Annotated in this window: 21 protein-coding genes and 6 tRNA genes; 18 read left to right on the top strand and 9 right to left on the bottom strand. The window is 70.2% G+C overall.

Annotated features, from left to right (window positions below; translation table 11 throughout):
• The first annotated feature begins 14 nt into the window (after positions 1–14).
• A complete protein-coding gene (locus tag ACIBAG_RS36905; RefSeq protein ID WP_399111380.1) occupies positions 15–833 on the top strand; it encodes a TrmH family RNA methyltransferase in 819 nt (272 codons plus the stop codon).
• 3 nt (positions 834–836) lie between these two features.
• The gene (locus ACIBAG_RS36900; protein ID WP_399111378.1) at positions 837–1,280 is read left to right on the top strand and encodes an NUDIX domain-containing protein; all 444 of its coding nucleotides are present in this window, start codon (positions 837–839) and stop codon (positions 1,278–1,280) included.
• 82 nt (positions 1,281–1,362) lie between these two features.
• Here ACIBAG_RS36900 and ACIBAG_RS36895 read toward each other — a convergent pair whose 3' ends face one another.
• A complete protein-coding gene (locus ACIBAG_RS36895; RefSeq protein ID WP_399111609.1) occupies positions 1,363–2,778 on the bottom strand; it encodes a protein kinase in 1,416 nt (471 codons plus the stop codon).
• Between the two features lie 196 nt (positions 2,779–2,974).
• Between ACIBAG_RS36895 and ACIBAG_RS36890 the strand changes: the two genes are divergently transcribed.
• The 4 genes from ACIBAG_RS36890 (at position 2,975) to ACIBAG_RS36875 (ending at position 5,486) form a co-directional block, all read left to right on the top strand.
• Positions 2,975–3,217 (top strand): hypothetical protein, encoded by a 243-nt coding sequence (locus ACIBAG_RS36890; RefSeq protein WP_399111376.1) that lies wholly within the window; start codon positions 2,975–2,977, stop codon positions 3,215–3,217.
• A gap of 254 nt (positions 3,218–3,471) precedes the next feature.
• Positions 3,472–3,669: a hypothetical protein gene (locus tag ACIBAG_RS36885; protein ID WP_399111374.1), complete on the top strand. Its 198-nt coding sequence runs from the start codon at positions 3,472–3,474 to the stop codon at positions 3,667–3,669.
• Between the two features lie 402 nt (positions 3,670–4,071).
• A complete protein-coding gene (locus tag ACIBAG_RS36880) occupies positions 4,072–5,115 on the top strand; it encodes a phosphotransferase (protein ID WP_399111372.1) in 1,044 nt (347 codons plus the stop codon).
• An 80-nt stretch (positions 5,116–5,195) separates the two neighbouring features.
• Positions 5,196–5,486 carry a zf-TFIIB domain-containing protein gene (locus ACIBAG_RS36875; RefSeq protein WP_399111370.1) on the top strand — a complete coding sequence of 97 codons (291 nt, stop codon included), beginning with the start codon at positions 5,196–5,198 and terminating at the stop codon, positions 5,484–5,486.
• 60 nt (positions 5,487–5,546) lie between these two features.
• Here the strand turns inward: ACIBAG_RS36875 and ACIBAG_RS36870 are convergent.
• The 5 genes from ACIBAG_RS36870 to ACIBAG_RS36850 form a co-directional block, all read right to left on the bottom strand.
• A tRNA-Val gene (locus tag ACIBAG_RS36870) sits at positions 5,547–5,618 on the bottom strand.
• Positions 5,619–5,664: 46 nt separating this feature from the next.
• Positions 5,665–5,736 (bottom strand) — tRNA-Val (locus ACIBAG_RS36865).
• 19 nt (positions 5,737–5,755) lie between these two features.
• A tRNA-Val gene (locus ACIBAG_RS36860) sits at positions 5,756–5,827 on the bottom strand.
• Position 5,828: 1 nt separating this feature from the next.
• Positions 5,829–5,902: transfer RNA gene (locus ACIBAG_RS36855), tRNA-Cys, on the bottom strand.
• A 39-nt stretch (positions 5,903–5,941) separates the two neighbouring features.
• Positions 5,942–6,014: transfer RNA gene (locus ACIBAG_RS36850), tRNA-Gly, on the bottom strand.
• A gap of 178 nt (positions 6,015–6,192) precedes the next feature.
• Here ACIBAG_RS36850 and ACIBAG_RS36845 point away from each other — a divergent pair.
• Genes ACIBAG_RS36845 through ACIBAG_RS36835 form a run of 3 tightly spaced genes read left to right on the top strand, consistent with a single transcriptional unit; the run spans position 6,193 to position 9,007 of the window.
• The gene (locus tag ACIBAG_RS36845) at positions 6,193–7,317 is read left to right on the top strand and encodes a chorismate-binding protein (RefSeq protein WP_399111368.1); all 1,125 of its coding nucleotides are present in this window, start codon (positions 6,193–6,195) and stop codon (positions 7,315–7,317) included.
• The gene (locus ACIBAG_RS36840; protein ID WP_399111366.1) at positions 7,314–8,135 is read left to right on the top strand and encodes an aminotransferase class IV; all 822 of its coding nucleotides are present in this window, start codon (positions 7,314–7,316) and stop codon (positions 8,133–8,135) included. The genes ACIBAG_RS36845 and ACIBAG_RS36840 overlap by 4 nt, the downstream gene beginning before the upstream one ends.
• A gap of 50 nt (positions 8,136–8,185) precedes the next feature.
• Positions 8,186–9,007: a GNAT family N-acetyltransferase gene (locus ACIBAG_RS36835; protein ID WP_399111364.1), complete on the top strand. Its 822-nt coding sequence runs from the start codon at positions 8,186–8,188 to the stop codon at positions 9,005–9,007.
• A gap of 3 nt (positions 9,008–9,010) precedes the next feature.
• Here the strand turns inward: ACIBAG_RS36835 and ACIBAG_RS36830 are convergent, their stop codons facing one another.
• Complete coding sequence (locus tag ACIBAG_RS36830; RefSeq protein ID WP_399111362.1) at positions 9,011–9,532, bottom strand: DsbA family protein; 522 nt, start codon at positions 9,530–9,532, stop codon at positions 9,011–9,013.
• Between the two features lie 352 nt (positions 9,533–9,884).
• Here ACIBAG_RS36830 and ACIBAG_RS36825 point away from each other — a divergent pair, with 352 nt between their 5' ends.
• Together ACIBAG_RS36825 and ACIBAG_RS36820 are read left to right on the top strand one after the other, a co-directional pair.
• Positions 9,885–10,328 carry a hypothetical protein gene (locus ACIBAG_RS36825; RefSeq protein ID WP_399111360.1) on the top strand — a complete coding sequence of 148 codons (444 nt, stop codon included), beginning with the start codon at positions 9,885–9,887 and terminating at the stop codon, positions 10,326–10,328.
• Positions 10,329–10,482: 154 nt separating this feature from the next.
• The gene (locus ACIBAG_RS36820; protein ID WP_004002639.1) at positions 10,483–10,635 is read left to right on the top strand and encodes a hypothetical protein; all 153 of its coding nucleotides are present in this window, start codon (positions 10,483–10,485) and stop codon (positions 10,633–10,635) included.
• 79 nt (positions 10,636–10,714) lie between these two features.
• On the opposite strand, the gene ACIBAG_RS36815 is transcribed toward ACIBAG_RS36820, so the two are convergent.
• Together ACIBAG_RS36815 and ACIBAG_RS36810 are read right to left on the bottom strand one after the other, a co-directional pair.
• On the bottom strand, positions 10,715–11,272 hold the full coding sequence (locus ACIBAG_RS36815) for a CGNR zinc finger domain-containing protein (protein WP_399111358.1): 558 nt from the start codon (positions 11,270–11,272) through the stop codon (positions 10,715–10,717).
• Positions 11,273–11,682: 410 nt separating this feature from the next.
• Complete coding sequence (locus tag ACIBAG_RS36810; protein ID WP_004002642.1) at positions 11,683–12,096, bottom strand: SsgA family sporulation/cell division regulator; 414 nt, start codon at positions 12,094–12,096, stop codon at positions 11,683–11,685.
• 191 nt (positions 12,097–12,287) lie between these two features.
• Between ACIBAG_RS36810 and ACIBAG_RS36805 the strand changes: the two genes are divergently transcribed.
• The 7 genes from ACIBAG_RS36805 (at position 12,288) to ACIBAG_RS36775 (ending at position 20,000) form a co-directional block, all read left to right on the top strand.
• Complete coding sequence (locus tag ACIBAG_RS36805; RefSeq protein WP_399111607.1) at positions 12,288–12,746, top strand: TIGR02611 family protein; 459 nt, start codon at positions 12,288–12,290, stop codon at positions 12,744–12,746.
• Between the two features lie 88 nt (positions 12,747–12,834).
• A tRNA-Val gene (locus ACIBAG_RS36800) sits at positions 12,835–12,906 on the top strand.
• A gap of 506 nt (positions 12,907–13,412) precedes the next feature.
• Positions 13,413–14,699, top strand: a complete 1,287-nt coding sequence (locus ACIBAG_RS36795) for an ABC transporter substrate-binding protein (RefSeq protein WP_399111356.1) — start codon at positions 13,413–13,415, stop codon at positions 14,697–14,699.
• 14 nt (positions 14,700–14,713) lie between these two features.
• Entirely contained in the window at positions 14,714–15,670 is a 957-nt protein-coding gene (locus ACIBAG_RS36790; protein ID WP_399111354.1) for a carbohydrate ABC transporter permease, read from the top strand.
• Complete coding sequence (locus ACIBAG_RS36785; protein WP_399111352.1) at positions 15,667–16,542, top strand: carbohydrate ABC transporter permease; 876 nt, start codon at positions 15,667–15,669, stop codon at positions 16,540–16,542. The genes ACIBAG_RS36790 and ACIBAG_RS36785 overlap by 4 nt, the downstream gene beginning before the upstream one ends.
• Before the next feature lie 19 nt (positions 16,543–16,561).
• Positions 16,562–17,152 carry a hypothetical protein gene (locus tag ACIBAG_RS36780; protein ID WP_399111350.1) on the top strand — a complete coding sequence of 197 codons (591 nt, stop codon included), beginning with the start codon at positions 16,562–16,564 and terminating at the stop codon, positions 17,150–17,152.
• Between the two features lie 112 nt (positions 17,153–17,264).
• Positions 17,265–20,000: a Tat pathway signal sequence domain protein gene (locus ACIBAG_RS36775; protein WP_399111348.1), complete on the top strand. Its 2,736-nt coding sequence runs from the start codon at positions 17,265–17,267 to the stop codon at positions 19,998–20,000.
• The last annotated feature ends 40 nt before the right edge of the window (positions 20,001–20,040 follow it).

Here is a 20,040-nt window from a genome sequence, read left to right as displayed (position 1 = left end):
GGCAGTATCACCCTGTGGCCGATCTCATCACCGTCGATGACCCCACCGACCCGCGCCTGCGTGACTACACGGGCCTGACCGACGTCGAACTGCGCCGCAAGCGCGAACCGGCCGAGGGCCTGTTCATCGCCGAGGGCGAGAAGGTCATCAGACGGGCCAAGGAAGCCGGCTACGAGATGCGGTCGATGCTGCTGTCGGCCAAGTGGGTCGACGTCATGCGCGACGTCATCGACGAGCTCCCGGCGCCCGTCTACGCGGTCAGCCCGGAGCTCGCCGAGCAGGTCACCGGCTATCACGTGCACCGCGGCGCGCTCGCCTCCATGCAGCGCAAACCGCTCCCGACCGCCACCGAGCTCCTCCAGAGAGCCCGCCGGGTGGTGGTCATGGAGTCGGTCAACGACCACACCAACATCGGCGCCATCTTCCGCTCGGCCGCCGCCCTCGGCATGGACGCGGTCCTGCTCTCCCCGGACTGCGCCGACCCCCTCTACCGCCGCAGCGTCAAGGTCTCGATGGGCGCGGTCTTCTCCGTGCCGTACGCCCGCCTGGACTCCTGGCCCAAGGGCCTGGAGTCGGTACGCGAGGCCGGCTTCACGCTGCTCGCCCTCACCCCCGACGAGAAGGCCAAGACGCTCGACGAGGCCGCCCCGCACCGGATGGAACGGGTCGCCCTCATGCTCGGCGCGGAGGGCGACGGCCTCTCCACACAGGCCCTCGTCGCCGCCGACGAATGGGTCCGTATCCCCATGGCCCACGGCGTCGACTCCCTCAACGTCGGTGCGGCGGCCGCGGTCGCCTTCTACGCGGTGGCCACGGGCCGCCCCCAGGGCTAGGCCGTGTCCGCAAAGTCCCGCCTGCCCCGCGAACACGACCTAGGGCCGGCGGCGATGGCGCGGCGCGAGGCGATCGTCGCGGTCCTGCTCCGCGGCGACCGCGTCCTCGCCATCCGCCGCGGCCCCGCCGTCGCGCGCCCAGGCTACTGGCAGCCCCTCAGCGGCAAGGTCGAGCCGGGGGAGACCCAGCGGGAGGCCGTCGTCCGGGAGGTCCGCGAGGAGGTCGGCCTCACCGTCGTACCCCTGGCGAAGGTCTGGGAGTCCGAGACCGACGACGGCCGCTTCCGCCTCCACTGGTGGACGGCACGGGCCGACACCGGCGAGGTGATCCCCGACCCGGACGAGGTCGGCGAGGCCCGTTGGGTCACGCCGCAGGAGTTCCTGTCCCTGGACCCGGTCTTCGACGGCGACCGGGAGTTCTTCGAACGGATCCTGCCGGGCCTGTGACACCGATGGGCCGGTCAAGGACAGCGGTTCAGGCCGGCTGCTCGGAGATCCGGCTACGAGATCCGGCCGCTCGGCGGAGCGGCTACTCGGAGATGTCGAACGTCGTCTCGTACCGCTCGGACATCACGTCCCCGTCCACCGGCTTGTAGCCCGGCTCCACCCGCTCCTGCCGCTGCCGTCCGTTGTCCCCGTCGTCGCCGAGCCCCCGCTGCGGACCCTGGCAGCCCTGTGCGGCAGCGATGCCGAGAGCCACGAGCAGCGTCACCACGACGAACACGAACAGTCGCTGCCGCAGCAGCTGCGGGTTGGCGGGCCGCCGCCCCGTCCCCGTGGTCCGCGGCGCCGGACGGCCGCCACTGCGCTGGACGGGCCGGGTGCCGTTGCCCGAGCGCGGGGACTTCCGTGCGGAGGGCACCGGCCGAGCCCCGGACCGGGGCGCCGCCGTACCGCTGTGCGGGGCGCCGCCGCCCCTGGACGCGGCTCCGTCACGAGCGGGGCCGGGCACTCGCGGGACGCCGTTGCCGCGCGGCAGGCCGGCGCCGCGTGGCGGGGGAGTGCCCTGCCCGCGTCGCTGGGCGCGCTGCTGGTCGGGGTAGGTGTCGGCGAGCCGCCCGGTCGGGCGGTCCGTCTCGGGGGAACGGGGCGCGGGCGGGCGTACGTCGCCGAGTCCCTGGGCCTCCCGGGCCGCGATCTCCTTCAGGCGCAGCGACAGCTGGAGAGTGCTGGGCCGTTCCTCCGGGTCCTTCGCCAGACACGCCCGTACGAGGGGAGCCAGCGCGTCCGGTACGCCGTGCAGCTGTGCTTCCTCGTGGACGACGCGGTACAGCATCACCTCGGAACTGCCATGGCCGAAGGGTGAGTCGGCCATGGACGCGTACGCGAGCGTGGCACCGAGGGAGAAGACGTCCGTGGCCGGGGTGACGGCGGCGCCGCGCACCTGCTCCGGGGCGAGGAAGCCGGGGGAGCCGACCGCGGTGCCGACGTGGGTGAGGGTGGAGGCTCCTGTCGCCCAGGCGATACCGAAGTCGATGATCCGCGGGCCCTTGGGGGACAGCAGGATGTTGGACGGCTTCAGATCCCGGTGCACGACCCCGGCCTCGTGCACCGCGACCAGGCCCTCGGACAGGGCGGCGCCGATGGCGGCGACCTCCGCCGCGCCCAGCGGGCCCGCGTCGGCGACCTTGTCGTGCAGAGAGGGGCCGGGTACGTACTGGGTGGCGAACCAGGGGCGCTCCGCCTCGAGGTCGGCGGCCACGAGCCGTGCCGTACACCCGCCGCGAATCCGCCGTGCCGCCGAGACCTCACGCGCGAACCGCGAGCGGAACTCCTGATCCTCCGCCAGGTCGGGCCGGATCACCTTGAGCGCGACCCGCTGCCCTTTCTTGTCGGAGCCCAGGTAGACGACGCCCATGCCGCCCGCGCCAAGCCGTCTGTGAAGCCTGAACGAGCCGACGACGCGCGGGTCCTCGCGCCTCAGGCGCATCATCGCCATGTTCATCCCCGCTGCCCGGTCCGTCTGACGAGCCACAGCTTACGTTTCCACGGGCCGCCGTGCGCAGAGGCCGCGCCCTCTCGGCGCGATGGATTGTCAGTGGTGGGTGGGAGACTTGAAGGGTGGTCAGGGGGCGGGTGAGCAGGGCGACTTACGCCCTGCCCGGCGCCCAACCAGCCGTCGCAGAAGGGGGATTGAGCCCGTGAAGGGTGATCGCGTGGAGATAGTCGTGGACGCCGGGGACACGACACGGACATACGAGGTGGTGGCGAGCAGGGCGGGCCGCCGGGTGGAGACAGCGGTGCGTCGTGGCGTAGTGGAAGTGAGCGAAGTCACCCGGAACGGCTCTGTCGTGCGTACGGCCCGGTTCATGGCGAACCGGGTCCTGGCGCTGGTCGAGCAGCCCGTGCCGCGTGCGGACGGCTCGGAGGCAAGCCCGGACTAGGGCCGGAGAAAGCAGGGCACACCGGGCGTCCCCTCCGGGAAGACCCGGAGACCTAGGACCTCGTCTCCACCCAGGGGAGTACTTCGCAGGTCACGGCTCATCCTCCGGGAGGCCCGGCAATCGGTACGAGGGCATGACGCCCGGAGCGGCCCGGCCGCCTAGATTTGAGGTCAAGCGGCGGGTGCAGCACTCGTCCCCCGAGGTCAGACACCCGCCGCTGCCAACGACAACTGACACAGGTCAGGAGAGGGACCATGGCCCAGACGGCACCGCGGACAGTGATCCGCACACAGGAGCGGATGCTGCTCCACTCCCGCCGTCAGGGCCGTCGCCACCCCCTGGTGGCGACGCTCATGGCCCTTCCCCTGGCGGCCCTTCTCCTCCTCGTCTTCGACGGCTGGGAGACAGTGGCCACACAGGCGTCGTCCGTGGGCGTGATGCTGGGGCGCTGAGCGGCGACCCCAGGCCCGGAAGAGCGGTCCGGGCGGGGACATCCACCCATGAAACCCCGTGGGGACGGGGGTGCGGCGGACGGCACAAATGCCGGCGCAGCTGGGGAGCTGCGCCGGCATTGCTTTTTGCGGCCGCACGCCGTGCCATGCGTACGACAGCCCCGACACCTCCCCTTCCCCGCGGCCCGCGACGGCGGCCCCGCGGAGGCACCCGCACTCCATACGCGCATCGCCGCTTCCGTCGCCTGCGGGCCGCAGCTGCCTCCTTACCCTGCGGGCGGTAGCGACCTGCCTGGCCTGCGGGCTGCGGCAAGCCGTACGACCAAACCGACGCCGCCTCCCACGTACCCTCGCCCCAACGCATCCGCAGGCCAAGGGACCGCAGTGACCCCAGTGACACCAGTGACCCCCAACCCCCTCCTTCCCCACCTAACCGCACAAGCCGAGGCCACCGCCCACTCCCGCACCTCGGCCTGTCCCTGCGGAGCAACCGTCACGCTCGCCGACCGCCCCGACGCCACCGTCGTCCGCCACGCCGACACGGTTGCCAAGGCCCACGCCCCGGACATCACCGCCACCGAGCTGACCCCCCGCCTCGCCACCGCCACACACCTCCCCGACCTCTTCCTCCCCCCGCTCACCCCCAAGCCCGCCGACCTGCACGGCCGACTGGTCACCTTCTGGCCGTACGGCACCCCGGTGGACCGCGCAGACCCCGACGCCGCTCCCTGGGAAGCGGCCGCCACCCTCCTCGCCCGTCTCCATCGCACCCCCGCCCCCGCACCGCTGCCCCCCATGCGCGGCCCCGTCAAAGCCGCCCTCGCGATATCCCGCCTCCGTGCGGTGACCGACCCAGAACCGATGACCGCCGACACCACACAGCGGACCGGCGCCACATCACCGCCGACCGGCACCGACGCACCGGCCGGCGCCACATCCCCGACGGTCACCACCCCACCAACCAGCACCACATCCGTCCTCCGCGCCTGGAACTCCCTCCCCGCCTGGGCCCGCGCCGAGGCCCCCCAACCCGACGGCACCACCCTCTGCCACGGCGACCTCCACCTCGGCCAACTCGTCCGTCACCCGGCCCCGGACGGCCCTTGGCTGCTCATCGACATCGACGACCTCGGCGTAGGCGTGCCCGCCTGGGATCTCGGGCGGCCCGCCGCCTGGTACGCGTGCGGCTTGCTCGCGCCCGAGGAGTGGCACCGCTTCCTGACCGCCTACCGCGCCGCCGGCGGCACGGCCGTCCCCGCCGAGGGAGACCCCTGGCCCGCCCTGGACGTCCCGGCCCGTGCCCTCACCGTGCAGACCGCCGCCCGGGCGATCACCAAGGCCGCCTCGGAGGGCCGTCCCCTCGACGAGGTCGAGGAGTCCTTCGTCGCCGCCTGCGACCGAATGGCGTCCGTCCCCCCTGAGTTGACCGACGGGCACGCAAAGTAGGGTGCAACCGACCGCAGCCGGACAGAGTCTGTCCTGGCGACAGTCGAAGCAGGACCGACCGGCGAGGAGTTGAGCCGACCATGCAGTGTCCGAAGTGCCATGCGCCGATGCACACCTACAACCGCAACGGCGTTCAGATCGAGCAGTGCAGCGGCTGCCGCGGCATCTTTCTCGACTACGGCGAGCTGGAGGCGCTGACCCGCCTGGAGTCCCAGTGGTCCCAGCCGGCCCCACCGCCCCCGGCCGCCCCCCAGGCCTACCCGGCCCCGCCGCAGGCCCCGGCGTGGGGCGCCCCGCACGGCGGCCACCACGGTGGTCACTACGGCCACAAGCGGCACAAGAGCTTCGGGCACATGCTGTTCTCCAGCTGAAGCTGAGCCACCGCAAGCCACAACGAAGCCCCCGGTCACAAGACCGGGGGCTTCGACATGTGGACGATACTGGGATTGAACCAGTGACCTCTTCCGTGTCAGGGAAGCGCTCTCCCGCTGAGCTAATCGTCCTCGGGACCGTGATCACGATCATGAGTCGAAGATCACGAGTACTGCGTGCGCGATACTGGGATTGAACCAGTGACCTCTTCCGTGTCAGGGAAGCGCTCTCCCGCTGAGCTAATCGCGCGGGGGATCCGAAGATCCAGTGGACGATACTGGGATTGAACCAGTGACCTCTTCCGTGTCAGGGAAGCGCTCTCCCGCTGAGCTAATCGTCCTTGGAGGTGGAGACGGGATTTGAACCCGTGTAGACGGCTTTGCAGGCCGTTGCCTCGCCTCTCGGCCACTCCACCAGGAGTGCAGGGGTTCGGGAAGATCCCCTTGTTCCTTCGAGCGGACGACGAGGCTCGAACTCGCGACCTCAACCTTGGCAAGGTTGCGCTCTACCAACTGAGCTACGTCCGCTTGTCGTTTCGTTCCGCTCCCGCGGCCCGGCGACGTGTTGAACTCTAGCGGATTCCGGGGCCAGTACAAAAACGCGTTTGTGCAGCGTGCTGCGCTGCACCTGCTCAGGGACCTGATGAAGGTCCCCGGAGGGACATGGCCAGGTCACCCGCGGGACACCCGCCATAGACTCGACTGCGTGCTCGACCTCGCTCCTCTCGCCCGCTTCGGCGCCCGCGTCGCCACCGGTCTCCTCGACGTCACCAGCGACCCCGCGGCCCTGGACTCCCGCGGCTTCTGGGCCGTCTGCGCCGACTTCGAGGGCGGTCTGACCTGCGCTCGCTTCCGTGACGTACGAGAGGCGCCCGTGCCCGCCCCGGTGCCGGGGGAGTGGCGGGGCCCGACTGCCGGTGACTGGTCGTCCTCGCTCGATCGCGCCGCGTACACGGCGGGCGTACGGCGCATCCGGGAGCACATCGCGGCCGGCGAGGTCTACCAGGCGAATCTCTGCCGCGTTCTGAGCGCGCCCATCGGCCCGGACGCCGATGTGGACTCCCTCACCGCCCTGTTGGCCCGCGGCAATCCGGCGCCGTACGCAGGAACGATCCGGCTGCCGGGGCACGGGGTCGAGATAGCCACCGCGTCTCCCGAGCTCTTCCTGCGGCGCGACGGGCGTGTCGTCGAGTCCGGGCCGATCAAGGGCACCGGGCGCACCGAGGCGGACCTGCTGGAGAAGGACTATGCCGAGAACGTGATGATCGTGGACCTGGTGCGCAACGACATCGGCCGGGTGTGCGCCACCGGGACCGTGACCGTGCCCGATCTGTGCGTCGTCGAGAAGCATCCGGGGCTCGTCCATCTGGTCTCCACGGTGCGTGGTGAGCTGCGTCCCGGCGCCGGCTGGCCCGAACTGCTCGATGCCGCCTTCCCGCCCGGCTCGGTCACCGGAGCCCCGAAGTCGAGTGCCCTGCGGATCATCGACGCGCTGGAGACGGCGCCCCGCGGGCCGTACTGCGGCGGCATCGGCTGGATCGACGCCGACCGGGGCGTCGGTGAGCTGGCCGTGGGGATACGTACCTTCTGGATCGACCGGGCCGAGGGGGTGCTGCGCTTCGGGACCGGCGCGGGGATCACCTGGGGCTCGGATCCCGAGGGGGAGTGGCGGGAGACCGAACTGAAGGCGGCCCGGCTGCTCGCGGTAGCGTCGGGGGCGTACGCGGTGAGTGGAGAGGGAGCGCGAGCGGACGGTGCGGGGCCGGAGGACACCCTCCTGGGCTCCGGTCGGCCCGACGCCCCCGGTGTGGACTTGCGAGGAGACCAGTGAAGCTTTGGCTCGACGGCGGGCTGCAGGACATCGAGTCCGCCCGCGTGTCCGTCTTCGATCACGGGCTGACCGTGGGCGACGGCGTCTTCGAGACCGTGAAGGCGGTGGACGGCCGCCCGTTCGCGCTGACCCGGCACCTCGACCGGCTCACGCGTTCGGCGCGGGGTCTCGGTCTGCCCGACCCCGACCACGACGAGGTCCGCCGGGCCTGCGCCGCCGTCCTGGCGGCCAACCCGATGCCGCTGGGCCGGTTGCGCATCACCTACACCGGCGGCCACGGCCCCCTCGGCTCCGACCGCGGCGAGCACGGCCCGACCCTCGTCGTCGCCCTCGGTGAGACCGCCCGGCGCGCCGACTCCACGGCCGTGATCACCGTGCCGTGGACCCGTAACGAACGCGGTGCTCTCGCCGGCCTCAAGACGACTTCGTACGCCGAGAACGTCGTCGCCCTCGCCCGCGCCCACCAACACGGCGCCACCGAGGCCCTGTTCGGCAACACGGTCGGGCACCTCTGTGAAGGCACCGGGTCGAACGTGTTCGTCGTCCTGGACGGCGAGATCCACACACCGCCGGTCGCCTCGGGCTGTCTCGCGGGCATCACACGCGCGTTGACGGTCGAGTGGACCGGCGCCAAGGAGACCGACCTGCCGCTGGACGTCCTCGAGCGGGCCGAGGAGGTCTTCCTCACCTCTACCCTGCGGGACGTCCAGGCCGTCCACCGCGTCGACGACCGCGAACTGCCGGGCGCCCCGGGCCCGGTGACCGCCAAGGCCATGCGGATCTTCGCCGAGCGGTCCGGGGACGACCTGGATCCGTAGGGCGGGAAAATGGGCTGCCGTTGGGCGGCGCGGTGGGTAGAACACCCGTGATGACCACCACCCTGCGGCCGTCCGAGCCGCTTCAGCGCAACGCCGACGGGACGCAGTCGCGCCGCTACCGGGTATGCGTGAACAGCCGTCCCGTCGGCGGGATCCGCCTCTCCACCGGCCCCGACGGCCCGTCCGTGGCCTGCGTCTCGGACCTGCACATCGCGGAGCCGGACCGCGGGCGGGGGCGCGGCACCGTGGCGGTGCTCGCCGCCGAGGAGATCGCACGGAGCTGGGGCTGCAAGAGCATCGACGCGCGGGTACCCGGCGACGCCCGGGTCGCGCTGAGGCTCGCCACGGCGCTCGGATACGTCCTGCGCAGCCGGAACATGTCGAAGCCGCTGGGCCCGACCCCGCCGGAGCTGCCCGTCGGAACCACGGCCCGCCCGATGACCGAGGCCGAGTACGGGCCCTGGCTGGTGCACGAGCGCGAGGTGGTCGCCCGCAGTCTGATCGGCGTCGGCGTGCCGGCCGACGCGGCCTACGCCAGGGCGGACCAGGGGCACGCCAGGTTCCTGCCGGACGGCCTGGCCACCGAGAACACCCTGATCAGCGTGCTGGAGCACGAGGAGACGCGGGTCGGTGTGCTCTGGCTGGGACTGTGGCCCGACACGGCTTACGTGCTCGACGTCGAGGCGGATGCCCGGTATCGGGGTCGTGGTCACGGCCGGGCGCTCATGCTGCTCGCCGAGGCCCAAGCGGTCGCGGGCGGGCGGGACCGCATATCCCTGCACGTCTTCGCGGGCAACGCCCCGGCCGAGCGGCTCTATGAGTCACTCGGCTACGAGACCACCCACTACAACCTGCACAAACCCCTGATCTGAGGCTCAGGCACCGTCGGCCAGCAGCCGGTCGGCGATCTCCTCGATCCGCTCGCGCAGCCCCTCCTGGCTCTTGCCGCCGTCGAGGCGCTCGCCGCCGATCACATACGTCGGCGTACCGGTCACGCCGATCGCCTTGCCTTCGGCCTGGTCGGCGTCGACGATCAGGATGTGCCGGCCGTCGATCAGGGCCGTGTCGAACTCCTCGGCGTCCAGGCCGAGTTCCCGGGCCATCTCGACCAGGAAGGGTTCTCCCTTACGGTCCAGTTCCTCGACCCGGCCCAGCACCGCCTCGACGTACGCCCAGCCCTGCCCCTGCTCCAGCGCCTCCTCGGCGGCCTGCGCGGCGGCGAAGGAGTGCTTGTGCTTCTCCAGCGGGAAGTGCCGCAGCCGCAGCTCCAGCCGGTCGCCGTAACGGGCGCGCAGGGCACGGAGGTCGTCCAGGGCGCTGCGGCAGTCGGGGCACTGCAGCTCGCACCAGACGTCGAGGACGGGGGCGGCGGGGCGGTCGGGGGAGGAGTCGCTCATGGGCCCAGTCTCCCAGCCCCGGCGCGCACGACCCAATCCGACCTGGTGCTTCGTCCCGGAGGCATGGGCAGCGGCGTCCGCGGGCCGTGGCTCGGGGGTCCGTCGGCCGCCGCTGCGGTGCGGTCGGCCTGTGCTTCACCGTCCTCCGCCCGGTCGTACGACGCTTGGGCCTACGACGGTGGGGCGTGCGACGACCGCCGCCTCGGTCGTACGACTCCGACCGGCACCTGTGGAGGAGGCGACCCGGAGATCTCCCTGATGTCCGCCCCAGGCATGGCCGGGCTGGGTTGCCCCGGTGCAGGATGGAAGGGACGAAGTGCCCCACCCTGAGCAGGCATGCCTGGAGGACCGGATGATTGCCGAGACCGTCTGTTCCGCCGTCGCCGCGGCCGGCCTGGGCATCGCTGCGGTCACGGCGTACCGCAAGCGGTTCCTCGCGGCCGCGCGGATAGCCGCGTACTCGCTGGTGCCCCTCGGTCTGGTGATGACCGGTGTCGTCGACTGGCTGGCGGACACCGCCTTCAGCCCGACCGCCTGGGCCGGCTTCGCAGTGCTGGGTGCCTCCTGGCTGCTGTTCGCGAGCACGCGCGCGGTGGAGCGCCGCCGAGGCGGCACCCGCAAGGAGCGCAAGGAGGCCCGCGCCTCGGCACGCAGCGAGGCGGTGGCACCGACGGCCTCGGCGCCCTCGCTGGGACCAGGCTCCCGTCAGTCGACCCGGCCCGCGACCGCGCCCAAGGCCGACGCCGGCGACGACTTCAGCGACATCGAGGCCATCCTGAAGAAGCACGGCATATGACCCCCGCACACAGGACTGAAACGACACAGTGGGTCGCCGCCCGTCCGTAAGCGATCACGACTCGAACCGGACATCGCGGAATCCAGCGAACTCCCGCTCATTCCGGGCGTGTTGATCGCGCCGAGGGTGGGAACTGCGCCATCATCGGCGCGAGATGCTGGACACGACTCAAAGCGAGGCCGCGCCCCCTCAGGACGAGCCTCGCGGGTGCCTCTTCGCCCTTTCCCAGCCACCGCTGATGATCTTCCTTGCGGTGATCGGGTGTCTGCTGCTCATGGCTGCGCTGCACGATCTGCTGCTGCTCTGAGCCGTACCCGCGGTCCCCGGCGCCACCCGCCGGGTCCGCGTAGACGCAGCTGTCGTGCCGGCCCGCGAACGGTGGCCGCTCAGCCGGCCGCTTCCTTGCGGCGGGCCCGGTAGGCGGCCACATGCAGACGGTTTCCGCAGGTGCGGCTGTCGCAGTACCGCCGCGAACGATTGCGGGACAGATCCACGAAGGCGTGCCGGCAGTCCGGCGCCTCACAGCGCCGCAGCCGCTCCTGCTCCCCGGCCACCACGAAGAACGCCAGCGCCATGCCGCAGTCGGCCGCCAGGTGGTCGGCGACGGAGGCGCCGGGGGCGAAGTAGTGCACGTGCCAGTCGTAGCCGTCGTGGTCGGTGAGGCGGGGGGTGGTGCCCGCGGCGGCGACCAGTTCGTTGATCAGCGCGGCCGCACGCCGGGCATCCGGCTCCGCGAAGATCGCGGCGAACCGCCCACGCACCTTGCGCACCGCCGACAGATCGAACTCCGAGAGGACCCCGACATCGCTGATTTCGTGCTTTCGTACGAAGTCCGCGAGAGCCGCGACGTCCGGCAGCCCGTCCGGTGTCTCGTCGTCCGGGGCGGTGTTCACCAGATCCACCACGGCATCGAGCGCACACCGGGTGTCATGGGTGATCAGCACGTTTCGCTCCCTGGCCTGGGGGGTCGGGCGGGCGCCCGCCGATGCTGGCCGATGGTAGTGGCATCCACCGGCACCGCACCGGCCCTGCCTCTGCTGTGACGTCCATTACAACGCCGCGACAGCCCCAGCGGTTCCCGCAAGCGGCCGAGGGCCGGCGTCGGCGCGACCTGGCGGCGGGGAGGTAGTGGCGGGAGGTGTGAGCCCTGGCCGACCGCACGCGGCGGCACCGGCTCGCAGGGCCACACCACCAGGGCGCCGGCCCCCACCAGGGCGCCGGCCCCCACCACGCGCGCACACCAACGCCGCCTCCGGCGGTGCGGAGACGGCGTGGATGCGTGCCGTATGCGGTTGTCTTGGCCCGAGCCGTCTCCCCGAGTCGACGGCGCCGGGCGGCTTGCGGGGGCCTCGCCCTAGCTTTCCGCCAGGATGTGCGAGAGCTCCTGATCGAGATCGAAATGCCGATGCTCCGTGCCGGGCGGCACAGCGGCATCCGTCCGCTTCAGGAAGGACTCCAGAGCTCGTGCCGGGGCCTCGAGCAGCGCCTCGCCCTCCGGAGAGCTCAGGGCGATGCAGACGACGCCCTGGCCGTGGCTGCGCGACGGCCAGACACGGACGTCGCCGGTTCCGGTGGGCCGGTGCAGGCCCTCCGCGAGGAGGTCGCGGGCGAACACCCACTCGACGGTCTCCTCGGCTCCGGTGTGGAAGGTGGCGTGCACGGCGTAGGGGTCGGCCGTGTCGTACCGCAGGCCTGCGGGGACAGGCAGGGAGGACTCGCTCGACACAACGAGGCGCAGGTGCAGCTCGCAGCTGACCGTGGTGTTCATAAGCGCCAGGGCCTTTCGCTCAGTGTGCGCTCGGGGATTCGCACGTCGGCGAAATCGACATGCCACCTACGGTGCCGTTGTAAACCCCTCTGAGTGTTTTGCGTGTCTTTACGTAACTCTTCCGGCCGAGAACCCGTTCGCCGGGTACGACCATTCCGGTGACTGGTTTCGGTCCGGTAGGGTTTGGCCGTATGAATACGGGGAGTAACGAGCCTGGCGAGGTTGCCGTGGCGACTGGCGGGGTCGAAGTGGATGATGTGAAGGGCGATGGCGAGCAGGGGCTCGGATCGAGAGCGCCGGAGTTCGTCAAGGCGCGCAGGATGCTGCACCTGAGCTGGCAGGTCGGCGTCTTCATCATCGGTCTTGCGATAGTGGTCGCCGGCATCATCATGCTGCCGCTGCCCGGCCCCGGCTGGGTCGTGATCTTCGGCGGCATGGCGGTCTGGGCGACCGAGTTCGTCTGGGCCCAGCTGGTGTTGCGCTGGACCAAGCGCAAGGTCACCGAGGCGGCCCAGAAGGCCCTCGACCCGAAGGTGCGCCGCCGCAACATCATCCTGACGACGATCGGCCTCCTGATCATGGCCGTGCTCGTCGGCATCTATGTCTGGAAGTTCGGCATCGCCATGCCGTGGAGCATCAAGAACCAGTGATCCGCGACAGGGGTGCGGGTGTCGGCCGGGCAGGTTCCGCGTTGGTCACACGCACCCCCTGACATGGGGTAATGTTCTTCCTGCGTCCGGGCGATTAGCTCAGTGGGAGAGCGCTTCGTTCACACCGAAGAGGTCACTGGTTCGAACCCAGTATCGCCCACCCGGATCGGCGGCCCGCCTGCGACAGTGCAGGCGGGCCGCCGTCGTTTTCGCGTCGGGAGCCGATGCGGGCTCTCGCGCGGTGGGGCGGGCAGGTGTTGTCGCGGGAGTTCCGCCGGCCGGTGGGCGGGGCGCGCGGCCGGACAGTCCCGTCGCTCCGCGCCGCCGCTTGGGTGACGCCTCGTAAGGTCGGCCCGCAGCGCCGATCCCCGGTAGACGACGCCCCGTCAACTCCTCGGTCGCCGGACAAGTTTCGGCCGACCGGCACGCTCGTGCGGCAGTCCACTCTTCGTTCGATCCACCGACCGCACGCCTCTCACCTGCGACATCGCACCGCTCGTCCGGCCGGCCCGCCCTTACGCGCCGTCAACTCGCCCACCGGGCCCGCAAGAAATTCCTGTCCGAATCATTGACGCACCCCGAGGCCCCTCGTAGCTTGTGCCAGCAAGCGCTTACTTGAAACGATTCATGCAGGCGGCAATGACGCTGCGGGGAGGGGGCCCAACCATGGGAACCAGCAGGAATGTTGAGAGGCGTACGATCCTGAAGGTGGCCGGGGCCTCGGCAGCCACGCTCGGGCTGGCCGCGACGACCGGGTGCGGAGGGGGCAGCGGTTCCAGCGACGGGACGGCGACAATCCGTTACGCGTGGTGGGGTGGCGAGCCGCGCACCATCGCCATCAAGAAGACGATCGCGCTCTTCGAGAAGAAGTACCCGAAGATCAAGATCAAGCCTGAATTCACGGATTATGAGGCGTTCTGGGAGAAGTTCCAGACCCAGGCCTCCGGCGGTAATCCCCCGGACGTTTTCCAGAATGCGGTCGGTTTCCTGCGCAAGTACGACAAGCGCGGTGTTCTGATGGATCTCAAGACGCAGGCGGACGCCGGGAATCTGAGCCTGGACAACTTCCGCAACGGCGTCCTGGCGAACGGTCAGGTCGACGGCAAGCAGATCGGCATCCCCGTCGGCGCCAACACCATGGCGCTCGTCATCGACCTCAAGGCCTTCAAGAAGGCGGGTGTGGAGGCGAAGTTCGGCTGGACCTGGGACGACTACTTCGACGCGCTGCAGACGATCCAGGACAAGCTGAAGATCGCCGGTGACACCGGCTACTTCAGCATCATGTACCTCTACGACCTGTACCTGCGTCAGAACGGCAAGGCCTTCTTCACCGACTCCGATCTCGGCTTCACCGAGGACGATCTGACGCAGTGGTGGGAGGACGGCTACAAGCGCGTGAAGTCCGGGCTCGTCGCCGACCCGAAGAAGGTCGAGCAGGTCAAGCCCAAGTCCGCGCTCTCGGCCGGGCTCGCCGCGTCCGAGTTCACCTGGGACAACTTCTCCATCCGCTACGAGGGCGAGGGCGAGTCGGACTACGGGCTCGCGCCGATCCCCACCCTGGACGGCAAGGACACCGGCCAGTACCTCGGTTCGCTGATGCTCAGCGCCTTCTCCGGGACCAAGCACCCCAAGGAGGTCGCCCAGTTCATCGACTTCATGGTCCACGACCCGGAGGTCGGCAAGATCATGGGCTACGACCGCGGCATCCTCGCCACCACCGAGCAGTACGACGCGTTCACACCCACCGACGACAACAACAAGGGCGTCAAGGCGTACGAGGAGGAGGTCGCCAAGGCCGACGTCCTCGGGAAGATCACCCCGCACCCGTCCGGCGCCGACGTCATCGAGGCGGCGTTCCTGCGCATCGGCGGCGAGGTCGCCCAGGGCAAGACCAAGCCGGCCGACGCCGCGAAGGCGCTGTTCAGCGAGGCCAAGGCCGCGTTCGCGGGCTGAGGGGACGTACCACCATGACGCTCGTCAAGGAAGCGCCCGCGCGCCCGGCCAGGAAGCGGTCCGCCGCTCCCGCCGCCGGGCGGCGCGGGCGGCGCCGCGAGAACCTCGCCGGCTATCTCTTCATGTCGCCGTGGCTCGTGGGGTTCCTGCTGCTCACGGCGGGGCCGATGATCGCCTCGCTGTACTACGCGTTCACCAGCTACAACCTGTTCACCCCGCCCCGGTGGGTGGGGCTGGACAACTTCACGACCATGTTCCAGGACCCGCGCTGGCAGAAGTCGGTCGAGGTCACGCTGAAGTACGTCGTCGTGGCCACCCCGCTGAAGCTGCTGCTCGCGCTCGGTGTCGCGCTGCTGCTCGCGCAGAAGCGGCGCGGACAGGGCCTGTACCGGGCTGCGTTCTACATGCCCTCGCTCATCGGCGCCAGCGTCTCCGTCGGCTTCGTGTGGCGGGCGCTGTTCTCGGACGACGCGATCGTGGACCGTGGGCAGAAGATCTTCGGTCTCGACGTCGGCGGCTGGATCGGCAACCCGGACTACGTCATCTACGCCCTGGTGGCGCTGAGCATCTGGCAGTTCGGCGCGCCGATGGTCATCTTCCTGGCCGGCCTCAAGCAGGTCCCGCGGGAGCTGTACGAGGCGGCCGAGGTGGATGGCGCCGGTCCGCTCCGGCGGTTCTGGAACATCACCCTGCCGATGATCTCCCCCGTGCTGTTCTTCAACGTGCTGCTGGAGTCCATCCACGCCTTCCAGGTGTTCGGCTCCGCCTACGTCGTCTCCGACACCCGGTGCGGGCCCGCCGACGCCACGCTCGTCTACACCTGTTACCTCTACCAGAAGGGCTTCAAGGAGGCCCAGATGGGCTTCGCCTCCGCGATGGCCTGGACGCTGGTGGTCGCGGTGGCGCTCGTCACGGCGGTCCTGTTCTGGTCGCAGAAGAAGTGGGTGCACTACGAGGAGGCCGCCAAGTGACCAGCGCCACCAGTACTCCTGCCGTGCACACCGGGGGCGGGCGACGGCGTATCGGCTCCGTAGCCTGGCATGTGGGCGCGCTCGTCGTCCTCGCGGTCGTGCTGTACCCCGTGGTCTGGGTGATCGGTGCCTCGTTCAAGCCGAGCAAGGACATCATCGCCAGCCTCGACCTGCTGCCCACCGAGCCGGTCTGGGCGAACTTCTCCGGGCTCGCCGACGGTATCTCCGGCATCTCCATCAGCAGCTTCTTCTGGAACTCGCTGATGTACGCGGTCCTCGCCGTGGTCGGTGTCGTGCTGTCCAGCTCGCTGACCGCGTACGCCTTCGCCAAGATCCGGTTCGCCGGGCGGAACCTGCTGTTCACGCTGATGATCGGCACACTGCTGCTGCCGTACCACGTGCTGCTCATCCCGCAGTACGTGCTTTTCCGCAACCTCGAGCTCACCGACACGCTGGTGCCGCTCGTCGCGGGCAAGTTCCTGGCCGCTGAGGCGTTCTTCGTCTTCCTGATGGTGCAGTTCATGCGCGGGCTGCCGCGCGAGCTGGACGAGGCCGCCCGGCTCGACGGCTGCGGGCACTTCAGGACCTACTGGTCCATCGTGCTGCCCCTGAGCCGTCCCGCCATCATCACCAGCGCCATCTTCACCTTCATCAACGCGTGGAACGACTTCATGGGGCCGTTGATCTACCTCAACACGCCCGAGAAGTACACCGTCTCGCTCGGCCTGATGATGTTCCGCGACCAGGAGGGCATCTCCAACTACGGCAGCATGATCGCGATGTCGCTGGTGGCTCTGGTCCCGGTCATCGCCTTCTTCATGGCCTTCCAGCGGTACCTGATCGACGGTATGGCGACCTCCGGACTGAAGTGAAAGGGCTGAGGCGGTCAGCATGGCGCAAGCACGCGTGAAACCCCGTAGGGAGCCGGTGTTCGGCGAGCGCTTCGCGGTCTTCGCCGAGTGTCTGCTCACCGGCGTGTGGATCGCCGTGGCCTGCCTCGGAGTCGTCACCTACCCCGCCGCCCTCGCCGCAGGCGCCCGGCATCTGCGGCGTCGTACGGCCCACGAAGGCGGCGGGACACGGGAGTTCGTCGCGGACTTCCGGGCGGCGCTGCGCGGGGGATGGGTCGTCGGGCTCGCGGGCTGGGCGGTGGCCGGGGCGGTGTGGGTGGACGTCCTGGCCGCGCGGGCCGGGATCCCCGGCGGACCGTTCGTCGGGGCCGTCGGACTGTTCGCGCTGATCGGGCTGGTCGTCGCCTTGCTGAGGGCGGCCGCCGGCTGGGCGCCCGGCGTCTCCTGGCGGGCGCTGCTCGCGGACGCCGGGCGGCGGACCCTGCTCGATCCCGCCGGGTCCTTCCTCGTCGTCTGCGGGCTGGCCGTCGTGGCCCTGTCCGGGGTGTTCGTCACGCCGCTGGCGGTTCCCGTCCTGGGGGCCGCGGTGGCGGCGGCCGTCGCCGTGGAGGAGCGGTACCGGCGCCGCTGACCTGCGGTGCCCTCGTCAGGGTCGGCGCCCCGGGCGCCGTACCTCTCTCTGTCATGCCCCTGCCCAGCTGCACGGAAAAGCTTCCCGCACGGAAAGGAAAGGCTGAACTCTCATGTCTCCCATCCCCCGCAGGTCCATCCTGAAGGCGGCGGCCGTCGCCGGAGCCGCCGCGCAGTTCAGCTGGGCCCTAGGAGCCAAGGACGCCCAGGCCGCTCCCGGAGCAGCGGCCGCCGACGCCGATCCCGTGACCCTGGACTGGCTGGAGGACGGCGGGCTCGGCGCCGCCCCCGGCTCCACCCTCGGCGTGCCCTGGCCGAAGGGCGTCCACCAGGAGGACCAGACCTTCGCGCTGACCGACGCGGAGGGCAAGTCCGTTCCCGTGCAGTCGTGGCCGATCGCCTACTGGCCCGACGGGTCGCTGAAGTGGACGGCTCACGCGGTGAGTTCGGGCACCGGCAAGCTCACGCTCACCGCCGGTGAGGCCGCCGTACCCGACAAGAAGGTCACCGTCGACAAGAGCGGCGGCACCGTCGACATATCGACGGGCGTCATCACCGCGAAGATCGGCAAATCCGGGGCCACCCTGGTCAAGTCGGTCACCCGGGGGTCCACCGAGATCGCCCGCAATGGTCGGCTCGTGCTGATCCGCCAGCCGGAGATCGAGGACGAGGACCAGGGCGCGGTCAGGACCGAACGCTTCGACGGCGCGATCTCCGAGGTCACCGTCGAGCAGGAGGGACCGGTCCGGGCCGTCGTCCGCATCGACGGCAAACACCGCAAGGGCAGCCGCAGCTGGCTCCCCTTCTCCATCCGCCTCTACTTCTACGCGGGCGCCGACTCCTTCCGCATGGTGCACACCATCACCTACGACGGCACCCAGGAGCCGGGCAAGGCGAGCGGCGACTTCATCCGGGGCATCGGCGTGCGCTTCACCGTGCCGATGCGCGACCAGTCCTACGACCGCCACATCCGCATCGGCGGCGAGGGCACCGGCATGCTCCGCGAGGCGGTCAAGGGCATCACCGGACTGCGCCGCGACCCGGGGGCGGCCGTGCAGGCGGCGCAGTTCGCGGGGCAGAAGCTGCCCGACCCGGCCACCTGGGACCAGCGGGTGACGACGCGGCTGCAGTACATCCCCGAGTGGGGCGACTACACGCTCTCCCAGCTGTCCGCCGACGGTTTCACCCTGCGCAAGAGGACCAAGAAGGGCCACGGCTGGATCGGTGCCGGCGGCGGCAGGAGGGCCTCCGGGTTCGGGTACGTCGGCGGAGTCAGCGGCGGGTTGTCCTTCGGACTACGGGACTTCTGGGAGAAGTTCCCCGCCCAGCTCGACATCCGCGACGCCCACACCGACGAGGCCGACGTGACCATGTGGCTCTGGTCGCCCGAGGCACAGCCCATGGACCTGCGCTTCTACCACGACGGCATGGGCCAGGACACCTACCCCGAGCAGCTCGAAGGCCTCAACATCACCTACGAGGACTACGAGCCGGAGTTCGGCACCCCGTACGGCATCGCCCGCACCTCCGAACTCCTCTTCTGGGCCAACGAGTCGACCCCGTCGGCGGAGGCCCTGGCCCAGCAGATCGAAGCCGTACGGGTGCTCCCGCAGCTCGCGGCCCCGCCCAAGCAGCTCATCAAGGCCAAGGTCTTCGGCCCGGGGCTGTACTCCGAGCCGGACCGGTCCACGCCCGCCAAGGCGAAGATCGAGGACCACCTCGACTTCCTCTTCACCTACTACAAGGACCAGGTGGAGATGCGTCGTTGGTACGGCTTCTGGGACTACGGCGACATCATGCACACCTACGACACCGTCAGACACCAGTGGCGGTACGACATCGGCGGCTACGCCTGGGACAACTCCGAGCTCTCGCCGGACCTCTGGCTGTGGTTCGCGTATCTGCGCTCCGGCCGAGCGGACATCTTCCGGTTCGCCGAGGCGATGACCCGGCACACCGGCGAGGTCGACGTCTACCACCTCGGGGAGTGGGCGGGCCTCGGCACCCGGCACGGCGTCCAGCACTACGCCGACAGCGCCAAGCAGCAGCGCATCGCCAACACGACCTACCGCCGCTACTACTACTTCCTCACCGCCGACGAGCGTGTGGGCGATCTCATGCACGCCAACGTCGACTCCGACGAGACGTTCCTGGTCCTCGACCCCATCCGCAAGATCCGCACGGAGCCGTACACGCCCGACCGGCACGCGCTGTCGATCGGCTTCGGCACGGACTGGAGCGGGCTCGTCTCGGCGTGGCTGACGGAATGGGAGCGCAAGGGACCCAAGTGGGAGAAGGCACGCGCGCGCGTGCTCTCCACGATGGAGACGATCGCCGCCCAGCCGAACGGCTTCGTGCAGGGCAGCGGGCTCTACGACCTCGACACCGGCAAGTTCGCGGTCGCCGACAAGCCGGTGGTCGGGGTGTCGCACCTCTCCGCCGTCTTCGGCCTCAACGAAGTGTGCGCCGAGCTCATCGACCTCGTCGACATGCCGAAGTTCAACGAGGCGTACTTCGACTACTGCCGCTACTTCAACGCGACGAAGGCGGAGCAGGCGGCGCGTTACGGCTCCAACTTCGGCACGCTGCTGCTCTTCCAGGGGCACTCACGGCTCGACGCGTACGCCGCCGTCCAGACCGGGGACGAGAAGCTGGCCAAGCGAGCCTGGGAGAAGTTCTACAACTCCGACGGCTACAAGGAGTCGGCGCCGTGGAAGACGGAGGAGGTCAGGGGGCCGGTGGCACTGGTCGCGGGTAGTGAGGCGAGTTGGGTGTCCACCAATGACACGGCGTTGTACGGGCTGGCTGCTATCGAGAATCTGGCGTTGCTGGGGGACAGGATGCCGTAGCGGGTTGTGGGGAACTGCGGGTCGGTTGTGGCTGGTCGCG

Origin of the sequence: Streptomyces sp. NPDC051243 (assembly GCF_044455405.1) — a bacterium.
Taxonomy (GTDB): domain Bacteria; phylum Actinomycetota; class Actinomycetes; order Streptomycetales; family Streptomycetaceae; genus Streptomyces.
This window is presented reverse-complemented; position numbering and strand designations above follow the sequence as displayed.